Source organism: Sphingobium xenophagum, assembly GCF_002288285.1.
Lineage (GTDB): Bacteria > Pseudomonadota > Alphaproteobacteria > Sphingomonadales > Sphingomonadaceae > Sphingobium > Sphingobium xenophagum.
Map to the genome: position 1 here is coordinate 625420 of NZ_CP022745.1, position 22461 is coordinate 647880.

Here is a 22461-nt window from a genome sequence, read left to right on the forward strand (position 1 = left end):
GCCGTTCGTTTCGAGCGAAGTCGAGAAACCTGCGCACAACCGTTTCTCGACTTCGCTCGAAACGAACGGAAGGGGAGTAAGCACGCCAATCATGTCGCGAACGACCCCGCCAGGCTCCCCATGGTCAGCGCCCAGCCATCGACCAGCACGAACAAGAGCAGCTTGAACGGCATGGAGATGATGGTTGGGGACAGCATCATCATGCCCAGCGCCATCAGCGTGGAGGCGACGACAAGGTCGATGATGAGAAAGGGCAGAAAGATCATGAAGCCGATCTGGAAGGCGGTCTTGAGTTCGCTGGTGACGAAAGCGGGCAGCAGGATGGTGAAGGGGATGTCGGCGGACGTGCGGAAGGGCGGGGCTTCGGCCAGACCGGCAAACAGCTTGAGGTCGCTTTCGCGCGTCTGCTTGGCCATGAAACCGTGCAGCACCTTGCCCGACCGACCGACCGCTTCCTCTATGCTGATCTGCCCCTTCCCATAGGGGTCGAACGCCAGCTGGTTGATCTGGTCGATGGCGGGCCGCATCACGAACAGGGACAGGAACAGGGACAGGCCCAGCAGCACCTGGTTGGGCGGGGTCTGTTGCAGGCCCAGCGCCTGCCGCAGCAGCGAGAGGACGATGATGATGCGGGTGAAGCTGGTCATCATGAGGATCAGCGACGGCAGCACCGTCAGCAGGCTCATGAGGATCAGGATTTGCAGGCTGAGCGAGAGCGAGCGGCCGTCGCCCGAAATCTGACCCATGGCGCGGCTCAATGCGCCGCCATTGTCGACCGGCGCAGCGGGTGCGGCCTGGGCGAAGGCGGGAGTGGAAAGGAGCAGGATCACAAGAAAGGCGGTCGTCAGCGCCAGCGCAATTCTGATCCCGTCATTCCGGCGCAGGCCGGAGTCCGGGGTGGCATAAGCTGCGCGCCAACGCCCTGGACCCCGGCCTTCGCCGGGGTGGCGATTGTCAGGTAGCAGGAGCAAGTCAGCGAACACGGACATGATCGCCTTCCGCGATTTTTTCGATGCGGCCGCGGGTGACCGAGAGGAGGATTTTCTTGCCCTCAAACTCCACGACGGCAAGCTTGCCGAACGCCCCCATCGGCAGGGCTTCGAGCAATTTGAGCGAACGGTCGCCCTGCGCGCCGATCATGCCCGGCTGATATTTGCGCCACAGCCACAGCGCGCCAAAAGCCATGCCGCCGACCAGCGGCAGGAGGATCAGCAATTTGACGAAATACCAGACCATCATGAAGCCGCCCGCAGATTATGGTTAATGCCCTGCGTTCCGCAGTTTCGGCCGTCAAGGCAAGCGTAAAATCCGATGCGTGCGATCAACCGCGCCGTTCGATCCCGGCCAGCCGGTTTTCGGTCGCGGCAATGTCGATGATGCGGATGCCATAACGGCCATTGACCGTCACCACCTCACCCTTGGCGATCAGCGCGCCATTGACCATGATGTCGAGCAGATCGTCGGCCTGCCGGTCCAGTTCGACGATCGAGCCTTCGGCCAGATCCATGACTTCGGCAAGGCGCAGCGAGGTGGAGCCGACCTCCACCGACATGCGCACGGGAATGTCGGCCAGCAGTTTGAACTGATGGTTATTGCTCATCCGCCCGACCGGATCATCTCCACGCTCCATGCGGGGGGCCTCGCTCATGTCACTCATTGGTCGGGTCCTTGTACAATCTTTTCAATCTGGAAGGCGGCGCGGCCATCCTGTTCGCCGATGCTGCCGCGCGCGACGATGCGGTTACCCACGATCAGCGGCAGGCTGCGGCTGATGGTGACGGGAATGACGTCCCCGACCTTGAGCTGCATCAGTTCGGCGAGCGACAGGTTGGGACGGGCCAGCACGGTGCGGGCGGGAAGGCGGATGTCGCGCATGCGGCGGGCAATGCGCGCCTGCCAGACGGGATCCTTCTGATCATCGTCGGCGGGCAATCTGGTGCCCATCAGCGGTTCGACGGCGCGCAGGGCGGCCAGCGGAAAGACGAGATCGACCGGCCAGAGCTGATCGCGGGTGATGCCGATCATGAAGCGCTGGACGACCATCTGGTCGCCCGGCTGGGCGGAGGCAGCAAAACCGACGCCGGTTTCGCGCACGATCAGCGCCGGTTCCAGCGGCAGGATGTCGGACCATGTCTCGACCAGGCGGGAAAGGAGGGATTCAGACAGCCGGGCAATCAGCCGGTCCTCTGTCGGCGTGAATTCGCCGCGCGGGGGCAAGGGACGATTGCCGATACCGCCATAGAAACAGTCAACCAGGGTGGAAATCATCGCTGCGTCCATGCGCAGCAGCACCTGCCCCTTGAGCGGAGCCACACGGTAGATGGAAATGCTGGTAAAGGCGGGCACCTGGGCGGACCAGGCGGAAAAATCGAGCAGCTGCGCGTCCTGCGCCTCCACCTGCGGGCGCACGCCGCAGATCGGTTCCACCAGCGCACGGATGCGCCGGCCGAGCTTTTCGCCCAGCCGGTCCAGCCCCGACAGCATCATTGGTGCCTGCGATTCCCCGCGCCCGAAGGCGTAGGTTTGAACGTCGTCCATCTTGGTCCCCTGCCCTTCGGGTCAGGGGATTTCCCGACCTTTCAGACAGGCCTATTGAATAACGAAATTGGTAAAATAAACGTTATCAACGCCGCCATAACCCGTTTTTTGCTTCAATATATCGTTGATAATGCCCTTGATCTTGCCCTGGAGCGCCCGCTTGCCTTCTGGGGTCGACAGCATCTCCTCCGGTTGCTGCGCGAGCATCATGAGCACCTGGCTGCGGATCGCCATTTCGTGCGTCTTGATCGCGTCGATCACGCGCAGGTCGTAATAGGTGGATACCGCGACCGAAATCTGGGCGAAGGCGTCCGTATCGGACATGTTGGAGGTGAAGGGGGTCTGAAGCTGGAAATAGGTCGCCTGATAGGCGGCCGGGTTGGCAGGCGCGGGCAGGTCTATGCCCTTGCCATGCGCGCCATGGGCCGCCGCTGCGGCTTCACCATGCGGCGCGGCATGGGCCTTGGCGATTTCCTCGGCGCTTTCGCCGGCCAGCACCAGCACGGGCTTGTTGGGGTCTTCCTTGGGCCCTTCTTCCTTGGGGCTGAAGAAACCGGCGGCGTAAAGACCACCGGCCGCCCCGGCGCCGCCGACCACCATGGCGACGACGATCAGCAGGATCATTTTCATGCCCCCGCCCTTTTTCTTCTTCTTGGCCTTAGGATCGTCGCTCATCGTTCATATCCCCCAGGATAGCGCTGGTCACGCATAGCGCGCGCGAATGGCTTGGCTGGCGGCATCACCAGTCTGCTCATGGTTAAGAACGGCCGGATCCCCGCCCGCTTTATGGGCGAGTGCGATATTTTCACGCTGTTGCCAGCGGCCTTGCTGCTGCGACTGGCCCGTGCCCTGTCCGGCGCCCCGCCAGTTGGCGGACGGGCCGTTGTGCTGGCCCTGTTGCTGTTGCGAGGGTTGCTGCTGCGACGACGGGTCGGATCGCGCCGCATCGCCGACATGCGGCGCGCGTTCGATCTTCACCTCGCTGATGCGCACGGCAGACAGACCCGCGTCCAGGCGCAGCCGGTCGCTGTCCTGTCGCAGGGCGGCTTCGGCGATGTCGCTGGAGACGGTCAGGCTGACCGCTGCGCCGTCAATGCCCTGGCGGATGCTGACGTCGATCGGGCCGAGCTGGTCGCTGCTGATCTGGAACCGGCCCTGCGCGCCATTGGCGGAGAGGCCCGCAATGTCGCGCGCCAGCGAATCGATCCACTGGCCCGACACGCCCATGTCGACGACCTGCGCGCCAAGCGTGGCGGAGAGATCGACCGCGGGAAGCGCGGGGGCGACGGTCGGGATCGTCAGCGGCGGCGCGGCGGGCGCGGGGACGGCGGGGTCAATGGCTCTGGGCATCGCGTCCGTTATCGCGGCGACGGGTGCATCAGCGGGTGCCGTGTCGCCCCCGGCCGCAGGCGACGGCGCGGACTGACGGGCCATATGCTGACGCGCAAGCTGGAGCAGCGACAGGGCTTCTGCCCTGGCCGACAGTGAGCTGGACATATTGGCGGCGTTTATGATGGGCGCCGGGTCCGACGCGGGTTCGGGAAGCGTCGGCGCAGGATCGGGCGCAAGAATGGGGCTGGGCACGGTCACCGTTCCGGTCGCCGTGGCGTCAAGCGGCCTGGGCGCGATCGCGAGCGGAGCGGCCTGCCCCGGCACTGGCGCGATCGCAGCTGGCACGGCAGCAGGATCAGCGGCATTTCCGGTCGGCGTCGCTGACGCGATGGGAGCAGCTGGCTGTTCCGCGCCCATGTTGGCAATCGATTGCGGTTGATCGCCGACAGGCTGGATTGTTACGGCTGGCGCGACGGCGGGCTGGACCGTGGCGGGAGAGGAAGCCGACGGCGCGTCAGGGGATTGGTGCGGGGGCGTAGCGGGCAGCGGCGCAGCAGGCGGCGGCATCATCACCATGGAGGACGGTTGCGGCGGGGCGTCGGGCTGTTCCGTACGCGCAGCTTCGATGTCGGATGGCTCCGCGTCCGCGTCTGTCACCGGCGTTGCGTCGGACGGCGCGATAGCGGGCGCGGGCGCAGGCATTGGCGCGCCTTGTTCCGGGATCGCATGATGCTCGGCCTTGGGGGCCGGTTTGGCGGGCGTATCCGACACGGGCGTAGCGGGCAGAGGTGCCGCAGGCAGCGGCATCGTCGCCATGGCGGGCGGTTGCGGCGGGGCATCGGGCTGTTCCGGACGCTCCGCGTCGATGTCGGATGGCTCCGCGTCCGTGTCTGTCCCAGGCATTGCGTCGGACGGCGCGATGGCGGGCGCTGGCGTTTGCTGGGGGCCGATAACGGCCGCCTCGGTAGGTGCGATGTGCGCCGCGACCAGCAGTTGCGCCACCGACTGCATGGGCGCAGCCGGTGCAGGCGGGGCCGTCTGGGGATCGTCGGATGGCTGGGTGATGGGCAGCGGGCTTGGCGCGTGCGGCTTCGGCGCGGCGGCGATCGGCGCGCTGGGGCTGGGCGGCACCGCCGGGGCGGCGGCTGGAAGCGGCAAGGCGTCGCCATCTGTCGGAACCGGCGCGTTTACGGCGGGGGCATCGGGCAGAGGCGCATTGTCGCCGGGGTCAGGCATGCTGGTCTGGGGCATCGCCAAAGGCTGAGCGCCATGGCCTTGCGGATCACTGGCGGCGGCGGGCGATCCGTTTGGCGCGAGCCTGGCGGCGTCGATCATCGCGGCAAAGTCGGCCGTGCCGTCCGGCACCGCTGAGGTATCGGCCTTGCCGGTCCCGCCAACAGGCGTGCTGGCGAAGAGTAGCGCCTTGAGGCTGGCGATCATATTCATGTCAGACTTCCCCGTTTCGCTGCATCCGACGATAGCTCGGCAGTGCCGCCAGCTTGTTTTCGCGCCATTCCTCCAGGGTCGCGCGGGCGCGGTCCTTGAGGCGGGTGGCGATTTCCTTCTCGCGGTTCGCTGCAAGAGTCATGCCTTCTTTGGCCTCCACCTTGCGCCGGGCGTCATAAAGGGCGCCGTCCAGCTGTCGCCCGGCCTGTTCCAGCCGGGTGGCCAGTTCCTGCATCGCGGCGAAGGACGCGCCGGTGGCCGCCCCTTCGGTCTCGAACAATTCGCTGCGCACTTTGTTGAGGCGCTCGATATTGCGGGCGAGCCCGTCCGCCTCGTCCCGCGCGCGGGCGGTCTCCGCGACGGCCATGGCATGCTGGACGTGGCGTACGCGCAGCACGCGCTGGCGGCGGGACACAAGCCCCTTCATGCGCTAAAGCTCGCGACGAGCGCGTTGGCGCTGGTATCGAGATCGATACGGCTCTTCTGGTCCTGCCGGATGAAGTCGAGAATTTCGTGACGGCGCTGGACCGCTTCGTCGATCACCGGATCATTGCCGGGGCGATAGGCGCCCATCAGGATGAGATCGCGATTTTCCTCATAAGCGGCCCACAGGCGGCGATAATTGGCGGCGGCCATGCGATGGTCGTCGGGCACCACGTCGGCCATGACGCGCGACAGGGACTTGCCAATGTCGATGGCCGGGAAGATCGCCTGTTCGGACAGATGGCGCGACAGGACGAAATGGCCGTCCACAATGGCGCGAGCGGCGTCGACGATCGGATCGTCGGTATCATCGCCATCGGCCAGCACGGTGTAGAGCGCGGTGATCGACCCGCCGGTGCGGGAATCCACCCCTGCCCGTTCGACCAGACGGGGGATGAGCGCGAGCGCGGAGGGCGGATAGCCCTTCATCGCGGGCGGTTCGCCAAGAGCCAGGCCGATTTCGCGCTGGGCGTGGGCGCAGCGGGTCAGGCTGTCGATCAGCAGCAGCACCTTCTTGCCACGGGCGCGGAAATATTCGGCGATGGCAGTGGCGCGCGCAGCGGCGCGCAGGCGCAGCACCGGGGGATGATCGGCAGGAACAGCAACGACGATGCTCTTGTGCATCATGTGCTTCAATTTGGTTTCGAGAAAATCGCTGACTTCGCGGCCCCGTTCGCCGATCAGGCCGACAACGACCACATCGGCTTCGGCCCCGGCGATCATCTGGCCCATCAGTACCGATTTGCCGACGCCCGACCCGGCGATGATGGCGATGCGCTGGCCGCGCCCGGCGGTCAGCAGGGCGTTGACGGCGCGGACGCCAAGGTCGAACGGTTCAGTGACGCGGCCACGATCCAGAACATTGCCCTTGACCCCGTTCAGCGGCCAGACGCCGCCCGCGATGATCGGCCCCTTGCGGTCGAGCGGCTGCCCCATGGCGTCGACGACGCGGCCGATCAGCCCTTCCCCGACCTGCACCATATTGGCCTGGCTATCGGGTTCGACCCGGATGCCGTTTTCGAGTGGCGCGTCGGCGTCGAGGGGCACCAGCAATGTGCGATCGCCGCGAAAGCCGACGACTTCGGCGCGGCAGATCGACCCGTCGCTGGCCATGACGCGCGCGCCGGAGCCGATCGGACGGCGAAAGCCGGTGACTTCGAGCATGCCCGCATCATGGCTGACCAGACGGCCCACGCGGCGGGGCGTGCGATTCTGGACCTGAAGATGATCGAACAGGGTTTCGGCCTGCGCCAGCGCGGCGCGGATCATGACTTGCCCTCCATATCGTCCATCAGCGCGCGCAGGCGGGACAGGCGAACGTCCGGGCCATCCTCCACCCAGCCGTCGGCGGTTTCGAGCCGGACGCAGCCGCGGTGCAACGCCTTGTCGGGAACCAGCGACACGCCGATCGATTCGCCTTCGAGCAGGGCGATGTCGTCGGGATGGAGGTGAAGGGCGCTCTTGCCCTGATTATCCTCGATAAAGGCGGCAACGGTGTCGCAGCGCTGCACCAGCCGTTCGATGTCGATCTCCACTTCGCCGACAATCTGTTCGACCAGCCGCACGACCGTGGCCGAGAGCATGGTGGACAACATGCCGCTGGGCGCGGGGCTGAGCATTTCGAGTGCCTGCGTCAGCCGTTCATGCGCCTCAGACGCATCGGCATGGGTCTGGGCGGTGACGCGACAGCCTTCGTCGAAACCCATGGTGAAGGCTTCCAGCCGGGCCTCCTCCAGCGGATCGGCCTCCGGCTCCATTTCGATGACGCCATGGCGCATCATGGCGGTATGCTGACCGGGGACCGAGGTATAGAGGCTGCGAAAGCCGCCGCTTTCCACCTGGCGCACGCCGGTCATCGAGACCGGCGCGACATCCTGCACTGCCTCTGCGCCCCAGATTCTGGAGCCGCTTCCGCTGGCGCGGCGCGGCTCCAGAGTCCTGGTTGCCGCATTTTCCGAGCCGTCGGCAAAGGGCCGACTTGAAAATGCTTCAGACAAAGTCATTCCCCTTGCCACCCAGCATGATGGTGCCGGCGTCGGCCATGCGGCGCGCGGTGGCGATGATGAGTTTTTGCGCGTCGATCACTTCGGCAAGGCGGATCGGGCCACGTTCCTCGATCTCGTCGGCGATCGATTGCGCCGCGCGGGCCGACATGCAGCCAAAGATCTTGGCCTTGAGCAGGTCGTTGACGCCCTTGAGCGCAACAACCAGCACGGCGCTGTCGACGGTGCGCATCAGCGTGCCGAGATTCTTATCGTCCATGTCGATAAGGTTATCGAACACGAACATCTCTTCCTCGATGGTCTGGGCGATCATCTTGTCGCGCTTGGCCACCGCCTTCATGATCCGCTGCTCATTATCCTTGCGGACATTGTTCATGATCGCAGCCGCCTCGATCGTGCCGCCACGCTGCGATGCCGCACCCTGCTTCTTGGCGGGGCCGCGCAGCAGCAGCTGTTCCAGATCATCGAGCGCCTCGTTCGACACCGGGCCGAGCGTGGCGATGCGGTAGACAATCTCTTCCTGATATTCGACCGGCAGCAATTGCAGCACGTCGGCCGCGATCGGCGCTTCGAGATGGGCCAGCACGATCGCCATGATCTGCGGATGCTCCGCCTCAATGAGCGCGGCGATTTCCTTGGCGTCCATCCATTTGAGCATTTCAAGCTGGGTGGAGCGGGTCGGCGGGGTGATGCGCGCGAGGATGGTTTCGGCCCGCTCCTCGCCCAGTGCCTTGGTCATCGCGCCGCGAATATGGCGGGTCGCGCCATAGCCGATGGTGGTGCGCTTCTTCGCCTTGGTCACGAAATGATCGAGCGCTTCGTTCACCTCTTCAGGATCGACATCGGCGACGTCATACATGGCATAGCCCAGCTGGCGCACTTCTTCAGGCTCCAGGCGCGCAAGGATCTGCGCGGCCTCATCCTCGTCGAACAGCATCAGCAGGACGGCGGCGGCGGCGCTGCCCTTGAGCGCCTCTGGCCGACCGGGAACGATCTCAGGCATTTTCCTTCTTCCCCTCCTTCAGGAGGTCGCGGACGACCAGGGCGGCACGGTCGGGGTCCTGCTTCACAAAGTTGCGAATGAGGTCGGCGCGCTGGGCATAGTCATAGGTGGAGGAAATCATATCGAGCGTGACCGGGCGGGCCGGATCGGGCGCCTCGACCGCCTGCCGGGTCAGTTCGCCGGAAATTTCGCGGCCGATGCGCTGGCCATTCTGGGCCGTGTCGGCGGCGATCGCTTCCTGTGCCGCGGCGCGACGCTTGAGCAGCGGGCGACCGATGCCGAAGATGACCAGCAGCGCGACCAGCAGGGCCGAGACGTTGCGGATGAGCGGCGAGACCCAATCCGCCTCATACCAGAGGGGCTGTTCCTCCGGCGTCTTGAGGAAGCTGCGCGAGGAGAGCGCGACCACGTCGCCACGGGCCTGGTCGAAGCCGATCGCACCCTTCACCAAGGCTTCGAGGGCAGCGATTTCCTGCGGCGTGCGCGCCTTGCCATCGGGTTCATTGTCGAGCGCGACGGCGACCGACAGGCGCTTGACGGTGCCGACCGCATCCTTGGTAACGGACACTTCACGGCCCAGTTCAAAGCTGCGGTTGAAGGTTTCCTCGGTCTTCATCAGCGGGTTGGGCGGCGTGCCGGGCGTCTGCGCGGCGGTCTGCCCCTGCTGCACGGCCTGACCATTGGGATTGGTCTGGGTCACGGTCGGGTTGACGGGCGCCTGATTGCTGAGCGCGCCGGGGATGCCCGATGCTTCGCCCGTGCCCTGACCACGCGGGTCGGAGGCCCAGGTGCCCTGTTCGGTGCGCAACCTGGCTTCGTCCTGCGGATAGGTTTCGCGGGTCGCCTGCCGCTCGGCGAAATTGAGTTCGGCATGGACTTCGGTCGAGAAATTATTGGCCCCCAGGATCGGGGTGAGCAGCGCGACGACCGACTGGCGATAGCGGTCCTCGATCCGGCTCTGGATCGCGAGCTGGCGATCGTCGCCGGAGTCGCTGTCATTCTTGCTGAGCAGGCGGCCATTCTGGTCGACCAGCGAAATCTGGTCGGGCGAAAGTTCGGGAATGGACGATGCGACGAGGTGGACGATCGCGCTGACCTGCGCATCGGTGAGTGTGCGGCCATTGGCAAGGCGCAGCATGACCGAGGCGGACGGCTTGGCCCGGTCGCGCAGGAATACGCTGGGCGGTTCGACGGCGAGGTGGACCTTGGCGCTTTCGACGCTGTCGATCGCCTCGATGGTGCGCGCCAGGTCCATTTCGCGGGCCGAACGGAGCTTTTCGCCCTCGACCGCGCGGCTGGCGCCCATGGGCAGGCTGTCGATCATGCTGTTGCCGTCGGGCGCGCTCTTGGGCAGGCCCTGCGCGGCGAGCATCATCTTCGCCTTGAAATAATCGCCCTCGCCCACGGTCATCGCGCCGCTATTGTCGAAGTCGTAGGGAATGCCGTTTTGGTCAAGAACCTGCGCCACGGCGGACTTGTCACCGTCGGGCAGGCCGCGAAACAGGTCACGCTGCGGCGGTTCGCGCAGCGCCATCCAGGCGAGGCCAGCGACGGCAAGGACGCCGAGCAGGCCAAGCAGCGGCAGGCTCTTGGCTACCGCTGGCTGTTTCATGAAGCCGGTGAGCCGCGCGCGCAGCGCGTCGACCCCCTTGGCCGAGCCGAAGCCGGACGAAGCGGTCGCCGGGAGGGCGGGCCGGGCGGCAGCGCCGCCATCGATGGTGAGTGCGTTCTCGCTCATGATTTAGACCGGCATGCTCATGATGTCCTTGTAAGCGGACAGAAGTTTGTTGCGGACCTGAAGGGTCGCTTCGAAGCTGACCGACGCCTGCTGCTTGGCCAGCATGACGGCGGCGATGTCGGTGGTTTCGCCCCGCTCGAACGCGGCGGCGGCCTCACCGGCCTTGCCTTGCAGGCCGTTGACCTGTTGCAGCGCGCTGTTGAGCGCTTCGGTAAAGCCGCCGGGCGCGGTGCCGGGCGCAGTACCGTTTGGGGCGTTCGCGCCGCCGACCGACCCGGTCGAGGCGACGTCGCGCAGCGCGGCGTTTTTTTGCAGGATGGCGTTGCGGATCGCCATCACATTGTCTGTCGGAGAAATGCCGGTCATGCCCTATCCTCCCTTCAAGCCGCAGCCAGATCACGCATTTCGGCGAGCCGATAGCGCAGCGTGCGTTCGGAAATGCCGAGCTTGCGCGCGGCGGCGGCGCGGTGGCCGTCGGTTTCGCGCAGCGCGGTGCGGACCGCTTCCAGCTTGCTGTGATGGGCAACGTCGCGCAGGCGGACGGGTTCGGCCGGTTCGGGCGAGACGATATGCAGGCCCTGGGGCCGGGGCGCGCTCGCCAGATGCAGGTCGTGCGCGTCGATCCGATCGCCATCGCGCAGCACCAGGGCGCGCTGAAGGACGTTGCCCAGTTCACGGGCATTGCCCGGCCAGGCATGGGCGGCCAGCTTGTCGAGCGCGGCGGCGGTCGGCCAGACAAAACCGTCCTTGGCCATGTCCGAAAAGCGCAGCAGCATGGCGGCGGCGATCGCGGCGATGTCGCCGGGGCGTTCGGCCAGCGGGCGCAGGTCGAGCGGCATGACATTCAAGCGCCAGTAGAGATCTTCGCGGAACCGTCCGGCGGCGCATTCGGCGGCCAGATCGCGGTTGCAGGCGGCGATGACGCGGACATTGACCGGGACGGCGTGGGTCGCGCCGACGGGCAGGACTTCGCCTTCCTGCAAGGCGCGCAGCAGCTTGGCCTGAAGTGCGATCGGCAGTTCGGCGATTTCGTCGAGGAACAGCGTGCCGCCGTCCGCCGCCAGGAACAACCCTTCGGACGCATTGGCCGCGCCGGTGAAGCTGCCCTTGCGATGGCCAAACAGCATCGCTTCCATCATGGTTTCAGGCAGCGCGGCGCAATTGACGGCGATGAAATCGCCCGACGTGCGGCCCGACTGGGCGTGAAGGAAGCGCGCCATGCCTTCCTTGCCGGTGCCGGTGTCGCCCTGAATGAGAACGGTGGCTTCGCTGCGCGCGACCCGACCGGCAAGCGTCATGAGGCGCGCGCTGGCGCTGTCGCCCACCGCAGGAATAGCCGCGGGACGAGCCAGTTCGGCGATCAGGGCGAAGGCGAAGCCCATATCTTCCAGCCCGAAGGCGACACGGGCGGGCAGTCCGTTGGCGGCGGCGACCAGCGAAGGCGCGCCGTCGACAAGCGAGATCAATATATCGCGGTGCGTCGCGTGGCCGATTTCGGTCGCCAGCAGCACGCGGCGGCTATCGCGTTCGCGCGGTGCGGCGGCATCGACGACCCGGACAGCGAACAGGGCATTTTCCAGCCAGTGCTGCAACCCTGGAACGAGCGCACAGACGCCTCGGCTCATATCGAGCGATGACATTAGTTGGTCCCCAAATGGCTGGCCAGCTTGTACCCCCGTACGCCCTGGCCTTCTTCGATGGTCCCAATGTGCGCTACCGTGGTTAGCAATTGGTTAATTGCCGGCAGGACTTGCCGCATGGCGGCAATTATTTTCCGCCACGGCAACGGCCCAAACCGACTTAATATATAACGCGCGCGCGTGGAGGGCCGGTAAGCGACGGGCAAAACACGAAAAATGCAGAAAATTCGACAGCGCCCCTAAAAGCCCGCCGCACCCCGCCGTTATCCCCTTTCGAGGCCGCAAGCGCTCTAACGGATGGCAGCGACCTGATTGACACGGAAAGGGAAACACCATGACTGTTATCGGAACCAACACCGCCGCTCTGCGCTCCGCCAACGCTTCCTCGATGGCCAGCAAGGGCCTGAGCACTGCGATGGAACGCCTGTCGACCGGCAAGCGCATCAACAGCGCAAAGGACGACGCCGCTGGCCTGGCGATCGCTTCGACCATGACCTCGCAGATCCGCGGCATGACCCAGGGCATCCGCAACGCCAATGACGGCATCAGCCTGGCCCAGACCGCTGAAGGTTCGCTCGGCGAAGTCACCAACATGCTGCAGCGTATGCGTGAACTGACCGTTCAGGCGCTGAACGGCACCAACGACACCAACGCCAAGGCGAACATCACGTCGGAACTGGACCAGCTGTCCACCCAGATCAGCACCACGATGACCAATTCCAAGTTCAACGGCATCTCGCTGTTCCCGACCACGGCTGCGACGGTTTCGATCCAGGCCGGTGCGACCGCGAACGACACTGTCTCGCTTTCGCTCGGTGGCATCGACCTTTCGCCGGTCGTCGGCGCGGCGGCCGCCACGGTCAGTGCCGGCACCGCCACCACGGCGACCCTGGCGCTTTATGACACGGCCCTGTCGGCCGTATCGACCGCCCAGGCCAAGCTGGGTGCCGCGCAGAACCGCCTGGAGTCGACGGTCAACAACCTGACCGCCAACGTCACCAACCTGACCGACGCCCGCAGCCGCATCGAAGACGCCGACTTCTCGGCCGAAACGACCGCTCTCGCCAAGTCGCAGATCCTGAGCCAGGCGTCGACCGCGATGCTGGCACAGGCCAACCAGAGCCAGCAGGGCGTGCTGAAGCTGATCGGCTAAGTCAGGCCAACCGAATTGGTCGGCTGAGGTCCTGGTCACCGGACAGCCGCGCCAAGTAGCCCCCGGCACATCAACAGTCCCCACCGTGCCGGGGGTCACAACTTCGATCTAACGACCAGTATATGCGAAACCCTCGTCCCCCCGGGCGGGGGTTTCGTCGCGTTCCTGAAAATGCGCGAAAGGGCGCATTTTGTGAGGCCGCACCGGCCCGCTCCCCCACCCGGCCACCCATAGGATACTGACGTTGGATGGCCGGGTGGGGGAGCGGGCCGGTGCGGCGGCATGTCCATCGCATAGGGATATAAGGATACGCCCTTGGCTTTGGCGGTTATGCCTTCCATGATGAAAGCCATGACCCATATCAACCGGCGCGCGATGATCGCCGCCACCAGCGCTGCGCTGGTCCTTCCTCACAGGCTGATGGCGCAGGCCGCCAGCGAGCCATTTTCCTGGGACCGGCTGATTGCGCGGGCGCAGCGGCTTGCCCGTGCGCCATTTGCCGAAACGCCGCTCTATCCCGGCGCGCAGGCGATCGACTATGACGCGCTGCATCAGGCGCGCTTTGCCGAGGATCGCACCATCTGGGGCGATTTGCCCGGCGATACCGGCGTCCGCCTGTTCCCGCTCAGCCGGACGGCGGCGCAGCCGGTGCAGATCGCGCTGGTCGACAAGGGGCGCGCGACGCCGCTGCGCTATGATCCGGCCATGTTCGATGCGCCGGACAGCAATCCTGTCAAGAAACTGCCCCCCGACGCGGGCTTTGCCGGGTTCCGCATCATGAACGCCGCGCGCGACGGCGACTGGCTGTCCTTTCTGGGGGCCAGCTATTTCCGCGCGCCCAGCCCGCAAAAGCAGTTCGGCCTGTCCGCCCGCGCGATCGCAATCAATACCAGCCTGCAGGGGAAGGAGGAATTTCCGCGCTTCACCCATTTCTGGCTGGAGCGGACGGGCGACAGCAGCGTTACCATCCACGCGCTGCTGGATGGCGCGTCGATCACCGGCGCGTTCCGGTTCGTCAGCAGCCTGGGCAAGGACGGCGTGCGGCAGGATGTGACCGCCGCGCTGTTCCCCCGTCGCGCGATCCCCGAACTGGGGCTGATGCCGATGACCAGCATGTTCTGGTATGATCAGGCCAACCGCCGGCAGGGGACCGACTGGCGACCGGAAATCCATGACAGCGACATGCTGTCGATCGCCAGTGGCGATGGCAGCGTCCATGCCCGGCCGCTCGTCAATCCCGCCATGCCGCAGATCAGCGCCTTTGCCGAGCGCGATCCGAAGGGCTTTGGCCTGCTCCAGCGGGACCGCGATTTTGCCCATTATCAGGATGATGGCGTCTTTTACGACCGTCGCCCCTCGCTTTGGGCGACCCCTGCCCGGCCGCTGGGCGCGGGGCAGGTGCGGCTCTACAGCTTTCCGACGGACAGCGAATATACCGACAATGTCGCGGCCTATTGGACGCCCGATGCTGCGCCGGTGCCAGGGCGGCGGATTGACCTCGCCTACCGGCTGGACTGGTCGGCGGCGCAAAATCCGGCCGGAACCGCGCTGGCAAGGGTCGCCAATGTCTGGCGCGGGCGTGGCGACCAGCCCGACGCGCAGCGACTGGTGGTCGATTTTGCCGATGCGCCGGATGGCGTGCGGCCGGATGTGTGGACGGACGTGACCGGAGGCAGGCTGATCAAGGCGGCGGGGTATCCCGTGCTGGGGCAGCCGGGCCTGTACCGCGCGGTCATCGATCTGGCGGCCAATGCGGGCGTCCAGTCCGAAGTTCGGCTGCAATTGCGGAGTGCAGGTCGCGTTTTGAGCGAATATGTGCATTATCCAATCACAGGATGAAGGGAACCGCCAGCGTAACGAGCGGTTCTGTCCTCTGGGTCAAAGTTAATCAGGTCTGGAACGCAAGTGACGGGAGGCGTGCTGACGGCGGATGCCGTCACCGGAGAAAAGCCCATGCCAAGGGCATTTGAGCAGGTGCCGGCGGAAACGCCGATCGCCATGCCGGTGCAGGATTTTGCCGGTCGTCCGCCGATGATCGCGCGGCGGCGGTTCAATATCGATCTGTGGGCGCGCCGCCTGCTGGTCGTTCTGCTGGCATTGCTGCCCGCCGCCATGGCCGCGCATGAAATGCGCCGGTCGATCGGGCTGGACGGGATTTCGGCCTGGGAGGGCGTCTATCTGGCGCTGTTCATCCCGCTATTCGCCTGGATCGCTTTCGGTTTTGCCACTGCGTCAATCGGCTTCCTGCTGCTGACCGTGGGCAAGGGGCGCGCCGTGACGCCGCACGCACTGACATCCGCCACCACGCTGGCGGGAAAGACCGCGATCCTGCTGCCGGTCTGTAACGAGGATTTTCTGGGCGTGCTGGGTCGCCTGTCGATCATGGAGCGATCGCTGGCGCAGGTGATGGGGGGTGAACGGTTCGAATTTTTCATCCTGTCCGATTCCAACCCCGAAAATGGCGAGGTCGAGCGTCGCGCCTATCTGGAATTGCGCGAATCCTTTTCCCGCCCCGTCCATTATCGCCGCCGGGCGCTGAATATCGGGCGGAAGCCGGGCAATATCGCCGAGTGGGTCGAGCGTTTTGGCGGCGGCTATGACTATATGGTCGTGCTGGACGCGGACAGCGTGATGAGCGGTCAGACGATGGCGCGGCTGGCCGCCGACATGGAACGGCATCCGCAGGTCGGGCTGATCCAGACCGTCCCCACCGTCGTGGGCGCCGCGACGCTGTTTGCGCGCTGGCAGCAATTTGCCAGTCGGCTGTTCGGGCCGATTTCGGCGGCGGGCATGATCTGGTGGGCCGGGTCCGAAGGCATGTTCTGGGGCCATAACGCCATCGTGCGGGTCAAGGCGTTCGCGCAGAGCTGCGGCCTGCCGGAACTGCCGGGCCGCGCGCCCTTTGGCGGGCATATCATGAGCCACGACATGATCGAGGCGGCGCTGCTGCGGCGGCGCGGCTGGGACGTGCATATGGTGAACGCGGACGACAGTTTCGAAGAATTCCCGCCCGCCATGCCCGACCTGTTCACGCGCGACCGGCGCTGGTGCCAGGGCAATATCCAGCATGTGCCCCTATTCATGAAGATTGCCGGGCTGCATCCGGTCAGCCGGTTCCAGTTGCTGGTCGGCGCGTCGGCCTATTGCACGTCGCCGCTATGGCTGGCGCTGATGCTGGTGGTGCTGGGCGGCGCGCTGGCGGGTGTGTGGCCGCCGAGCGCAGTGTTGCCGTCTGGCGGGCTGCTGGCGGTGACGGCGACATTGCTGTTTGGACCCAAGCTGCTGGCGATGATCTGGGCGATGATCGACCCGGCGCGGCGGATCGGCTTTGGCGGCGCGGCACGGATGACGCGCGGAGTGATGGCCGATATTGTGCTGTCCATCCTGATGGCGCCGGTGGCCATGCTCACGCAAACGATCAATCTTTTTGGCATATTGATGGGGCGCAAGAGCAGCTGGAACGGGCAGACCCGCGACCGTGACGGCATGGGCGCGCTCGATGCGATCTGGTTGTTCAAATGGCATATTCTGCTGGGGATCGGGCTGACCGCCATGGCCGTGCAGGCCGGTGGGCTGGGCTGGATCAGCCCGGTGGTGGCGGGATTGTTGCTGGCCCCCGTGCTGGCGGCGCTGACCGCACGCAAGGATCTGGGGCGTCGGGCGGAGCAAGGCGGCCTGTTCGTGGTCGCCGATCCATGGTGGCGCACGCAAAGCTATCGCCCGCTGCGCTTTCGCTGGCCAAATGGCGACGAGCGGCGGATGGGGCCGTTTGCCGCGAATGATGAGTGAGGCGGGCTACGGCCAAAACCGTTCAGGCTGAGCTTGTCGAAGCCTTGTTCTTCTTCGCAAGAAGGACAACCCTTCGACTTCGCTCAGGGCGAACGGAGGTTGTTTGTGCTCAATGCCAGTCGCGCAGTTTCTCGCGCAGGCGGTCGAGCGCGGCTTTCTTGATCTGGCAGACCCGCGCCGCGCCAATGTCGAGCGTGTGGCCGATCTCCTCCAGATTGAGTTCCTCGACAAAATAGAGTTGCAGCACCAGCGCCTCGCGCTCCGGCAATTCGCCGATGCCGCGGGCGATCGCAGCCTTGAGCGATTCGCGTTCCAATATGTCATCGGCGCGATCCTCCACATCGGCGAACCACATCGACTGGTCGGAATAGACTTCGTCCATGCTTGTGTGCTGGACCATTTCCACGCTGTCGGCGATTTCGCGATAGGCGGCCGGTTCCAGCCCCATGTCAGCGGACATTTCCGCTTCGGTCGGGAGGCGCCCCAGCTTCTGTTCAAGCCGATTGCGCACCTTGGCCAGATCCTTGCGCCTGGCCATGGCTGACCGGCAAATCGTCGCCTGCCGCCGCAGATGGTCGATCATCGCGCCACGCACGCGCAGTTGCGCATAGGCGGCAAAACCCAGCCCGCGATCCTCAAAACCATTGGCGGCCTCGACCAGCGCGACCATGCCGATCTGGAGCAGATCCTCCACCTCTATCGCGGTGGAAACGCGGCCATGGACGTGCCAGGCGATCTTGCGGACCAGCGGCATATATTGACGCGCGAGCCGTTCCGGGCTGTTGTCCCCCGGTCTGCCATAAGTGTGGGCGCCGGACGTGATCTTGTTCATGTACATCGGTCAGCCTCTCCTCAAGCGACCCGTTCGCGCTGCATCATGGGATCATGACGGGGCGCGGGATCGTGGCGCGGCGTTGGACGTTGTTCGCCACCGACGACGGCGGCCACCTCCACACCCTTGCCGTCCGGTATTTCCAGAAAGGACAGCACGGGCGTTTCGGGCAGATGCGGCTTGAACAGCCGCGCCATCGCCCGGCGCGCGACCGGCGAGGTGACGATGGCGAAATTGCGTGCCTGCCCCAGCAGGGGCCGCGCGGCCTGCACCACGGCTTCGACGATACGGTTGGCGAGCGCGGGTTCGATCGGGTGGCGCGCATCGCCCGCCACGCGCATGGCCTGCGCCAGCAAGGCTTCGAGATCGCCGTCGAGCGTGATGACCGGCAGCGGCATCTTGACCGGAACAAGCCCCTGGATGATCAGCGCGCCGATGCGTTGGCGGACCGCTTCGACCAGTTGCTCGTGGCTCATGTCCGGGCGGGCGGCGTCGACCATCGCTTCGCAGATGCGGCGGAAATCCTTGAGCGCAATGCCTTCGGACAGGAGGGCGCGGCAGAGCGCGCTGATCTGCGTGAGGCTGAGCGTCGCGGGCGTCAGGCCATCGACCAGCTGGGGCGCCACATCCTTCAGATTGTCGAGCAGCTTGCGCGCTTCATCGAGGCCGAACATTTCCGCCGCGTTCATGGCGATCAGCTGGTTGAGATGCGTTGCCACGACCGTCGGCGGATCGACCACCGTATAGCCCGCGACGACCGCCTCGCTGCGCTTGGCCTGCGGAATCCAGACCGCGTCGAGGCCGAAGGTCGGGTCTTTCGCCGCGCGCCCTGCGACCGTGCCTTCCAGCGCGCCACTGTCCAGGGCCAGCAGGTCGTCCGGCCAGATTTCGTCCTCGCCCACGACGACACCGGCGATGGTGATGCGATATTGATTGGGTTCGAGCGCCAGATTGTCCTTCACCCGAACCATCGGCACGACAAAGCCCAGTTCCTTGGACAATTGGCGACGAATGCCGGTGATCCGCGCCATCAGTGGCGCGCCCTTGCGTTCGTCGACCAGGCTGATGAGCCCATAGCCGATTTCCAGGCCGAGCAGCGCGCCGTCCGACACATCGCCCCATTCGATCAGCGCTGGGTTGGCGGGCGGCGGCGCAGGTTCGGGTTCGGCTGCCTTTTTCTGGCTGGCCTTGCGCAGGTTCCAGGCGATCAGCCAGGAAACGGCGGCAGCCGGCAGAATGATCATGTGCGGCATGCCGGGCAGCATGCCTAGGAATGTCAGGATCGCCGCGACCGGCACCCAGGCGCGGCCGGAGCCGAACTGGTTGGCGATCTGGCCGGACAGGTCGTCCTCGCTCTTGACGCGGGTGACGATGGAGGCCGCCGCGATCGACAGCAGCAAGGCCGGGATCTGCGCGACCAGCGCATCGCCGATGGCCAGGAGAATATAGGTTTCCGCCGCCTGCCCCATAGTCAGGCCGTGGCTGACGACACCCAATATGATGCCGCCGATAATGTTGATCACCAGGATCAGGATGCCCGCGACCGCGTCGCCCTTCACGAATTTGCTGGCACCGTCCATCGAGCCGTAGAAATCCGCTTCGGTCGCGACTTCCGCGCGGCGCAGCTTGGCTTCTTCGGGGGTCATGAGGCCCGCGTTCAGATCGGCGTCGATCGCCATCTGCTTGCCGGGCAAGGCGTCCAGGGTGAAGCGGGCGCTGACTTCCGACACGCGGCCCGCGCCCTTGGTGATGACCACCAGGTTGATGATCATCAGGATGGCGAACACGAAGATGCCGACGACATAATCGCCGCCGATCAGGAAATGGCCGAACGCCTCGATCACCTGTCCCGCCGAATCGGACCCTTCATGCCCCTGCACCAGCACGACGCGGGTGGATGCGACGTTGAGCGCGAGGCGCAGCAGCGTCGCGAACAGCAGCACGGTCGGGAAGGCAGAAAAATCGAGCGGCTTGGCGGCATTGAGCGCCACCATCAGCACGGCGAGCGAGATCATGATGTTGGTGATGAACCCGATGTCGAGCATGATCGCCGGGACCGGCACCATCATGAACAGCACGACCATCAGCGTCGCGAAGGGCAGCACCGCCCCCTTGGCGGCGCTCATCCAGATCTTCGCTTTGATTTGGTTGGGAGACATGAGGAGCCGTTACCTTCCGAGGGTGGCAAGCATGAGATAGGCGAGACGTGCGGTTTGCGGCTGGGGCCGGATGCCGACATCGATTTGCTGTTCAAGGCGCTGGGTTTCGATCCGCACATAGTCGGCGGGCTGCACCGTCTTTGCGCCGTCGGGCAGCGAAGCGTCGGCATATTGGACAGGGCCGCCCAGGCTATCGGCGCCCTTCTGCAATTTGGAGGCGAAGCGATCGCGAATGTCGGCGAAGCTGCGAGGATGGCCGGCGCGATCGTAGAAGATCGAACGGTTGGCGCGCGCCGCCGACGGGAAGAGCGAGGCTGCCGTGGCATCGGGCGCGCGGTCATGGACCGACAGGAATTTGCTCGCGCCGCCTACCCCCAGGAAATGGGCAAGATAGAGATCGACCGGCTCGGCCTCGCGGCCAAGGCGCTTTTCCAGAAAGGCCTTGTTGTCGGCGGCATGTTCCGCCGCCATCACCGACGCGGTTTCGGGATGCTTGCGCAGGTCGAGTATCTGCTGGCGCAATTCCGGGTCCGACACATAATAGCGGCCATTGCTGCCCTGGCTGATCGCATCGGCCGCCCAGCCGAGGCCATATTGGCTGCCATGCTGGTCGATGACCGCCAGCCAGCTCTGGTCGATGAACTGGTAAAGGCCGGTCGCGGACGATGTCGTCGCGCGCGCGGTGGGGTTCATGCTGGATTCGATTTTGGCCTGACCCAGCAGATAGGCGAAATCCACGCCCGTACGGCGGCTCGCCATGGCGATCGCGTTCGTGACGCGATTGCCTGTCGATGTCCCCGTCGCTGTAATGTCTGCAAAAGCCGACATCGGCACATGTTCCCCACTTGGTTCTGGGGAGCATTAGAGCAAGGCTTATGCCAAGATTTGGTTAATGCTGGCGCAACTATTTGCTTTTCTGCGATTGTGGTTACGCAGACGGAGCAGGTGCGCGGCATCGATACGGCGACACCCCTCCACCGGCTGCGCCGGTCCCCCTCCGCTTGCAGGGGAGGATTTTGATGGCGCGAACATCCGCCAAAAACGAAAAACGGCGCCGATGGGCGCCGTTATTTCCTCTTGGCGTTTGGTCGCCCTTTTTAGCGGCTGTAGGTCAGCGGGGCGTTGCGCGCGCCATGGGCGGCGAGCATCGCCAGCCGCTGATTCGCATGATCGGCGAGCAGATTGACCCGTATCCGCGCGCTGTCGATCAAAGGGAGCATCGCGCTAAGCCGCGCAACGGTCTGGGGTTCGGAACGCCATGCCCCGATGGCGCGGATGGCGGCGGCGCTGTGGCTTACCCGGTTGCTGGCGATCTCGATCGCCGCGGCATCATTGCCATCCAGCACGTCGCGCAGATCCTCGAACGCTTCGAACAGATCGTCCAGCGCAGCAAGGCCAAGCGACATCTGCCCGGTTCCTTAACCAGCGACCGGCAGGTCGAGCGCGACCATGCGCTCGGCAATGGCCGATGGGTTGACGGGGTAGTTGCCCGACGCGATCGCGGCCTTGATGGCGGCGACACGATCCATGTCGATCGGCGCGCCTTCCGCCGCCATGCGCGAAGCTGGGCTGGCCGACGATGCCGACGACGAAGCGGTGGTCGAGCCGGTGGCCGACGACGCGCGCGTCTTGCCCCCTTCACGCAGGCGGTTCGCCTCTATGGCGGCGCTGATGCTTTGGCCGACGGACTTAATCATGGGTCTAATCCTTCACTCGTCCCTTACACCTATAACGGACAGGTTCAGAAATCCTTAAATCCAGGAATACGCACAAGTCCCATTTCCACAACTTGCGCAAAAATCGGTGCGGACTTCTTGTCCTCGCGCACCCGGATGGTTTCGCCGACCGCGCCATCTTCATCCGCGATCATCACGCGAGAGACGCTGAAGGCAGCGTTGCCGGCCATCAACTGCACCGGATCGCCGCGCTTGACGACATTTTCCGCCGGGGCCGGGCGGGCAGCGGGGGTGAAACGGTTGGCGGCAGCGGTGCGCGGCACAGCGCCCGACGTGGCGGCGGATGCTCCCGCGACCAGCGGCACGCGAATGCGCCAGCCCAGCGCATCGCATTTGACGATCGCAGCGCCGAACATGGGGCCATCGACCGCGGGGGTGGTGGGGCAAGCGGCAAGCTTCAGGCGGCGGTCGACCGGCGCGACGGGGCCGCCCGGTTCACCCAGATTGGCGCCTACGGTCATCGCGACCAGACTGTCGATCCGGTCCAGATTCTCGAACTTCTGCTGCGCCAGCGCGGGTTGCGCGGCCACAAGGGCAATGGCGGCAAGAAGGATTGGCTTGGCTCGAAACACATTCTGTCTCCTGAAAAGACGGAGGGTCTTTCCGGGG

22 protein-coding genes are annotated in these 22461 nt (G+C 65.4%); 3 read left to right on the forward strand and 19 right to left on the reverse strand.

Annotation, left to right across the window (positions count from 1 at the left end; genetic code table 11):
- Positions 1-89: 89 nt before the first annotated feature.
- From fliP to CJD35_RS03150, 13 genes are all read right to left on the reverse strand, one after another.
- Entirely contained in the window at positions 90-989 is a 900-nt protein-coding gene (fliP, locus tag CJD35_RS03090) for a flagellar type III secretion system pore protein FliP (RefSeq protein ID WP_017182875.1), read from the reverse strand.
- On the reverse strand, positions 973-1236 hold the full coding sequence (locus CJD35_RS03095; RefSeq protein WP_026002338.1) for a FliO/MopB family protein: 264 nt from the start codon (positions 1234-1236) through the stop codon (positions 973-975). Before CJD35_RS03095 ends, fliP begins: the two co-directional genes overlap by 17 nt.
- Before the next feature lie 85 nt (positions 1237-1321).
- The gene (gene fliN / locus CJD35_RS03100) at positions 1322-1657 is read right to left on the reverse strand and encodes a flagellar motor switch protein FliN (RefSeq protein ID WP_026002339.1); all 336 of its coding nucleotides are present in this window, start codon (positions 1655-1657) and stop codon (positions 1322-1324) included.
- On the reverse strand, positions 1654-2538 hold the full coding sequence (locus CJD35_RS03105; RefSeq protein WP_017182878.1) for a flagellar motor switch protein FliM: 885 nt from the start codon (positions 2536-2538) through the stop codon (positions 1654-1656). The genes fliN and CJD35_RS03105 overlap by 4 nt, the downstream gene beginning before the upstream one ends.
- 51 nt (positions 2539-2589) lie before the next feature.
- A complete protein-coding gene (locus tag CJD35_RS03110) occupies positions 2590-3213 on the reverse strand; it encodes a flagellar basal body-associated FliL family protein (RefSeq protein WP_017182879.1) in 624 nt (207 codons plus the stop codon).
- Between the two features lie 27 nt (positions 3214-3240).
- Entirely contained in the window at positions 3241-5316 is a 2076-nt protein-coding gene (locus tag CJD35_RS03115) for a flagellar hook-length control protein FliK (protein WP_026002340.1), read from the reverse strand.
- A gap of 1 nt (position 5317) precedes the next feature.
- Positions 5318-5743: a hypothetical protein gene (locus CJD35_RS03120; RefSeq protein WP_017182880.1), complete on the reverse strand. Its 426-nt coding sequence runs from the start codon at positions 5741-5743 to the stop codon at positions 5318-5320.
- A complete protein-coding gene (locus CJD35_RS03125) occupies positions 5740-7068 on the reverse strand; it encodes a FliI/YscN family ATPase (protein ID WP_017182881.1) in 1329 nt (442 codons plus the stop codon). Before CJD35_RS03125 ends, CJD35_RS03120 begins: the two co-directional genes overlap by 4 nt.
- Complete coding sequence (locus tag CJD35_RS03130) at positions 7065-7655, reverse strand: FliH/SctL family protein (RefSeq protein WP_051034301.1); 591 nt, start codon at positions 7653-7655, stop codon at positions 7065-7067. The genes CJD35_RS03125 and CJD35_RS03130 overlap by 4 nt, the downstream gene beginning before the upstream one ends.
- A 133-nt stretch (positions 7656-7788) precedes the next feature.
- Positions 7789-8805 (reverse strand): flagellar motor switch protein FliG, encoded by a 1017-nt coding sequence (gene fliG, locus CJD35_RS03135; RefSeq protein WP_017182883.1) that lies wholly within the window; start codon positions 8803-8805, stop codon positions 7789-7791.
- Positions 8798-10543, reverse strand: coding sequence for a flagellar basal-body MS-ring/collar protein FliF (gene fliF / locus CJD35_RS03140; protein WP_095686792.1), 1746 nt, complete (start codon positions 10541-10543; stop codon positions 8798-8800). Before fliF ends, fliG begins: the two co-directional genes overlap by 8 nt.
- 3 nt (positions 10544-10546) lie before the next feature.
- Positions 10547-10909 (reverse strand): flagellar hook-basal body complex protein FliE, encoded by a 363-nt coding sequence (fliE, locus tag CJD35_RS03145; protein WP_017182885.1) that lies wholly within the window; start codon positions 10907-10909, stop codon positions 10547-10549.
- A gap of 14 nt (positions 10910-10923) precedes the next feature.
- A complete protein-coding gene (locus tag CJD35_RS03150; RefSeq protein WP_019053015.1) occupies positions 10924-12183 on the reverse strand; it encodes a sigma-54-dependent Fis family transcriptional regulator in 1260 nt (419 codons plus the stop codon).
- 334 nt (positions 12184-12517) lie between these two features.
- On the opposite strand from CJD35_RS03150, the gene CJD35_RS03155 reads away from it, so the two are divergent.
- The 3 genes from CJD35_RS03155 to mdoH all read left to right on the forward strand — a co-directional run bounded on the left by CJD35_RS03155 (position 12518) and on the right by mdoH (position 17125).
- Positions 12518-13336, forward strand: a complete 819-nt coding sequence (locus CJD35_RS03155; protein ID WP_017182887.1) for a flagellin N-terminal helical domain-containing protein — start codon at positions 12518-12520, stop codon at positions 13334-13336.
- Positions 13337-13687: 351 nt separating this feature from the next.
- Positions 13688-15175, forward strand: coding sequence for an OpgD/OpgG family glucan biosynthesis protein (locus CJD35_RS03160; protein ID WP_017183014.1), 1488 nt, complete (start codon positions 13688-13690; stop codon positions 15173-15175).
- Between the two features lie 114 nt (positions 15176-15289).
- Positions 15290-17125 (forward strand): glucans biosynthesis glucosyltransferase MdoH, encoded by a 1836-nt coding sequence (gene mdoH, locus CJD35_RS03165; RefSeq protein ID WP_051034303.1) that lies wholly within the window; start codon positions 15290-15292, stop codon positions 17123-17125.
- Positions 17126-17234: 109 nt separating this feature from the next.
- Here the strand turns inward: mdoH and CJD35_RS03170 are convergent, their stop codons facing one another.
- From CJD35_RS03170 to CJD35_RS03195, 6 genes are all read right to left on the reverse strand, one after another.
- Entirely contained in the window at positions 17235-17963 is a 729-nt protein-coding gene (locus CJD35_RS03170; protein ID WP_017183012.1) for a sigma-70 family RNA polymerase sigma factor, read from the reverse strand.
- 14 nt (positions 17964-17977) lie between these two features.
- Positions 17978-20116 carry a flagellar biosynthesis protein FlhA gene (gene flhA / locus CJD35_RS03175; protein ID WP_017183011.1) on the reverse strand — a complete coding sequence of 713 codons (2139 nt, stop codon included), beginning with the start codon at positions 20114-20116 and terminating at the stop codon, positions 17978-17980.
- Positions 20117-20125: 9 nt separating this feature from the next.
- Positions 20126-20944, reverse strand: coding sequence for a lysozyme family protein (locus tag CJD35_RS03180; RefSeq protein ID WP_017183010.1), 819 nt, complete (start codon positions 20942-20944; stop codon positions 20126-20128).
- Between the two features lie 269 nt (positions 20945-21213).
- Positions 21214-21522: a hypothetical protein gene (locus CJD35_RS03185; protein ID WP_017183009.1), complete on the reverse strand. Its 309-nt coding sequence runs from the start codon at positions 21520-21522 to the stop codon at positions 21214-21216.
- Positions 21523-21534: 12 nt separating this feature from the next.
- Entirely contained in the window at positions 21535-21813 is a 279-nt protein-coding gene (flgM, locus tag CJD35_RS03190; RefSeq protein ID WP_017183008.1) for a flagellar biosynthesis anti-sigma factor FlgM, read from the reverse strand.
- A gap of 44 nt (positions 21814-21857) precedes the next feature.
- Complete coding sequence (locus CJD35_RS03195; RefSeq protein ID WP_026002366.1) at positions 21858-22424, reverse strand: flagella basal body P-ring formation protein FlgA; 567 nt, start codon at positions 22422-22424, stop codon at positions 21858-21860.
- Positions 22425-22461 lie beyond the last annotated feature (37 nt).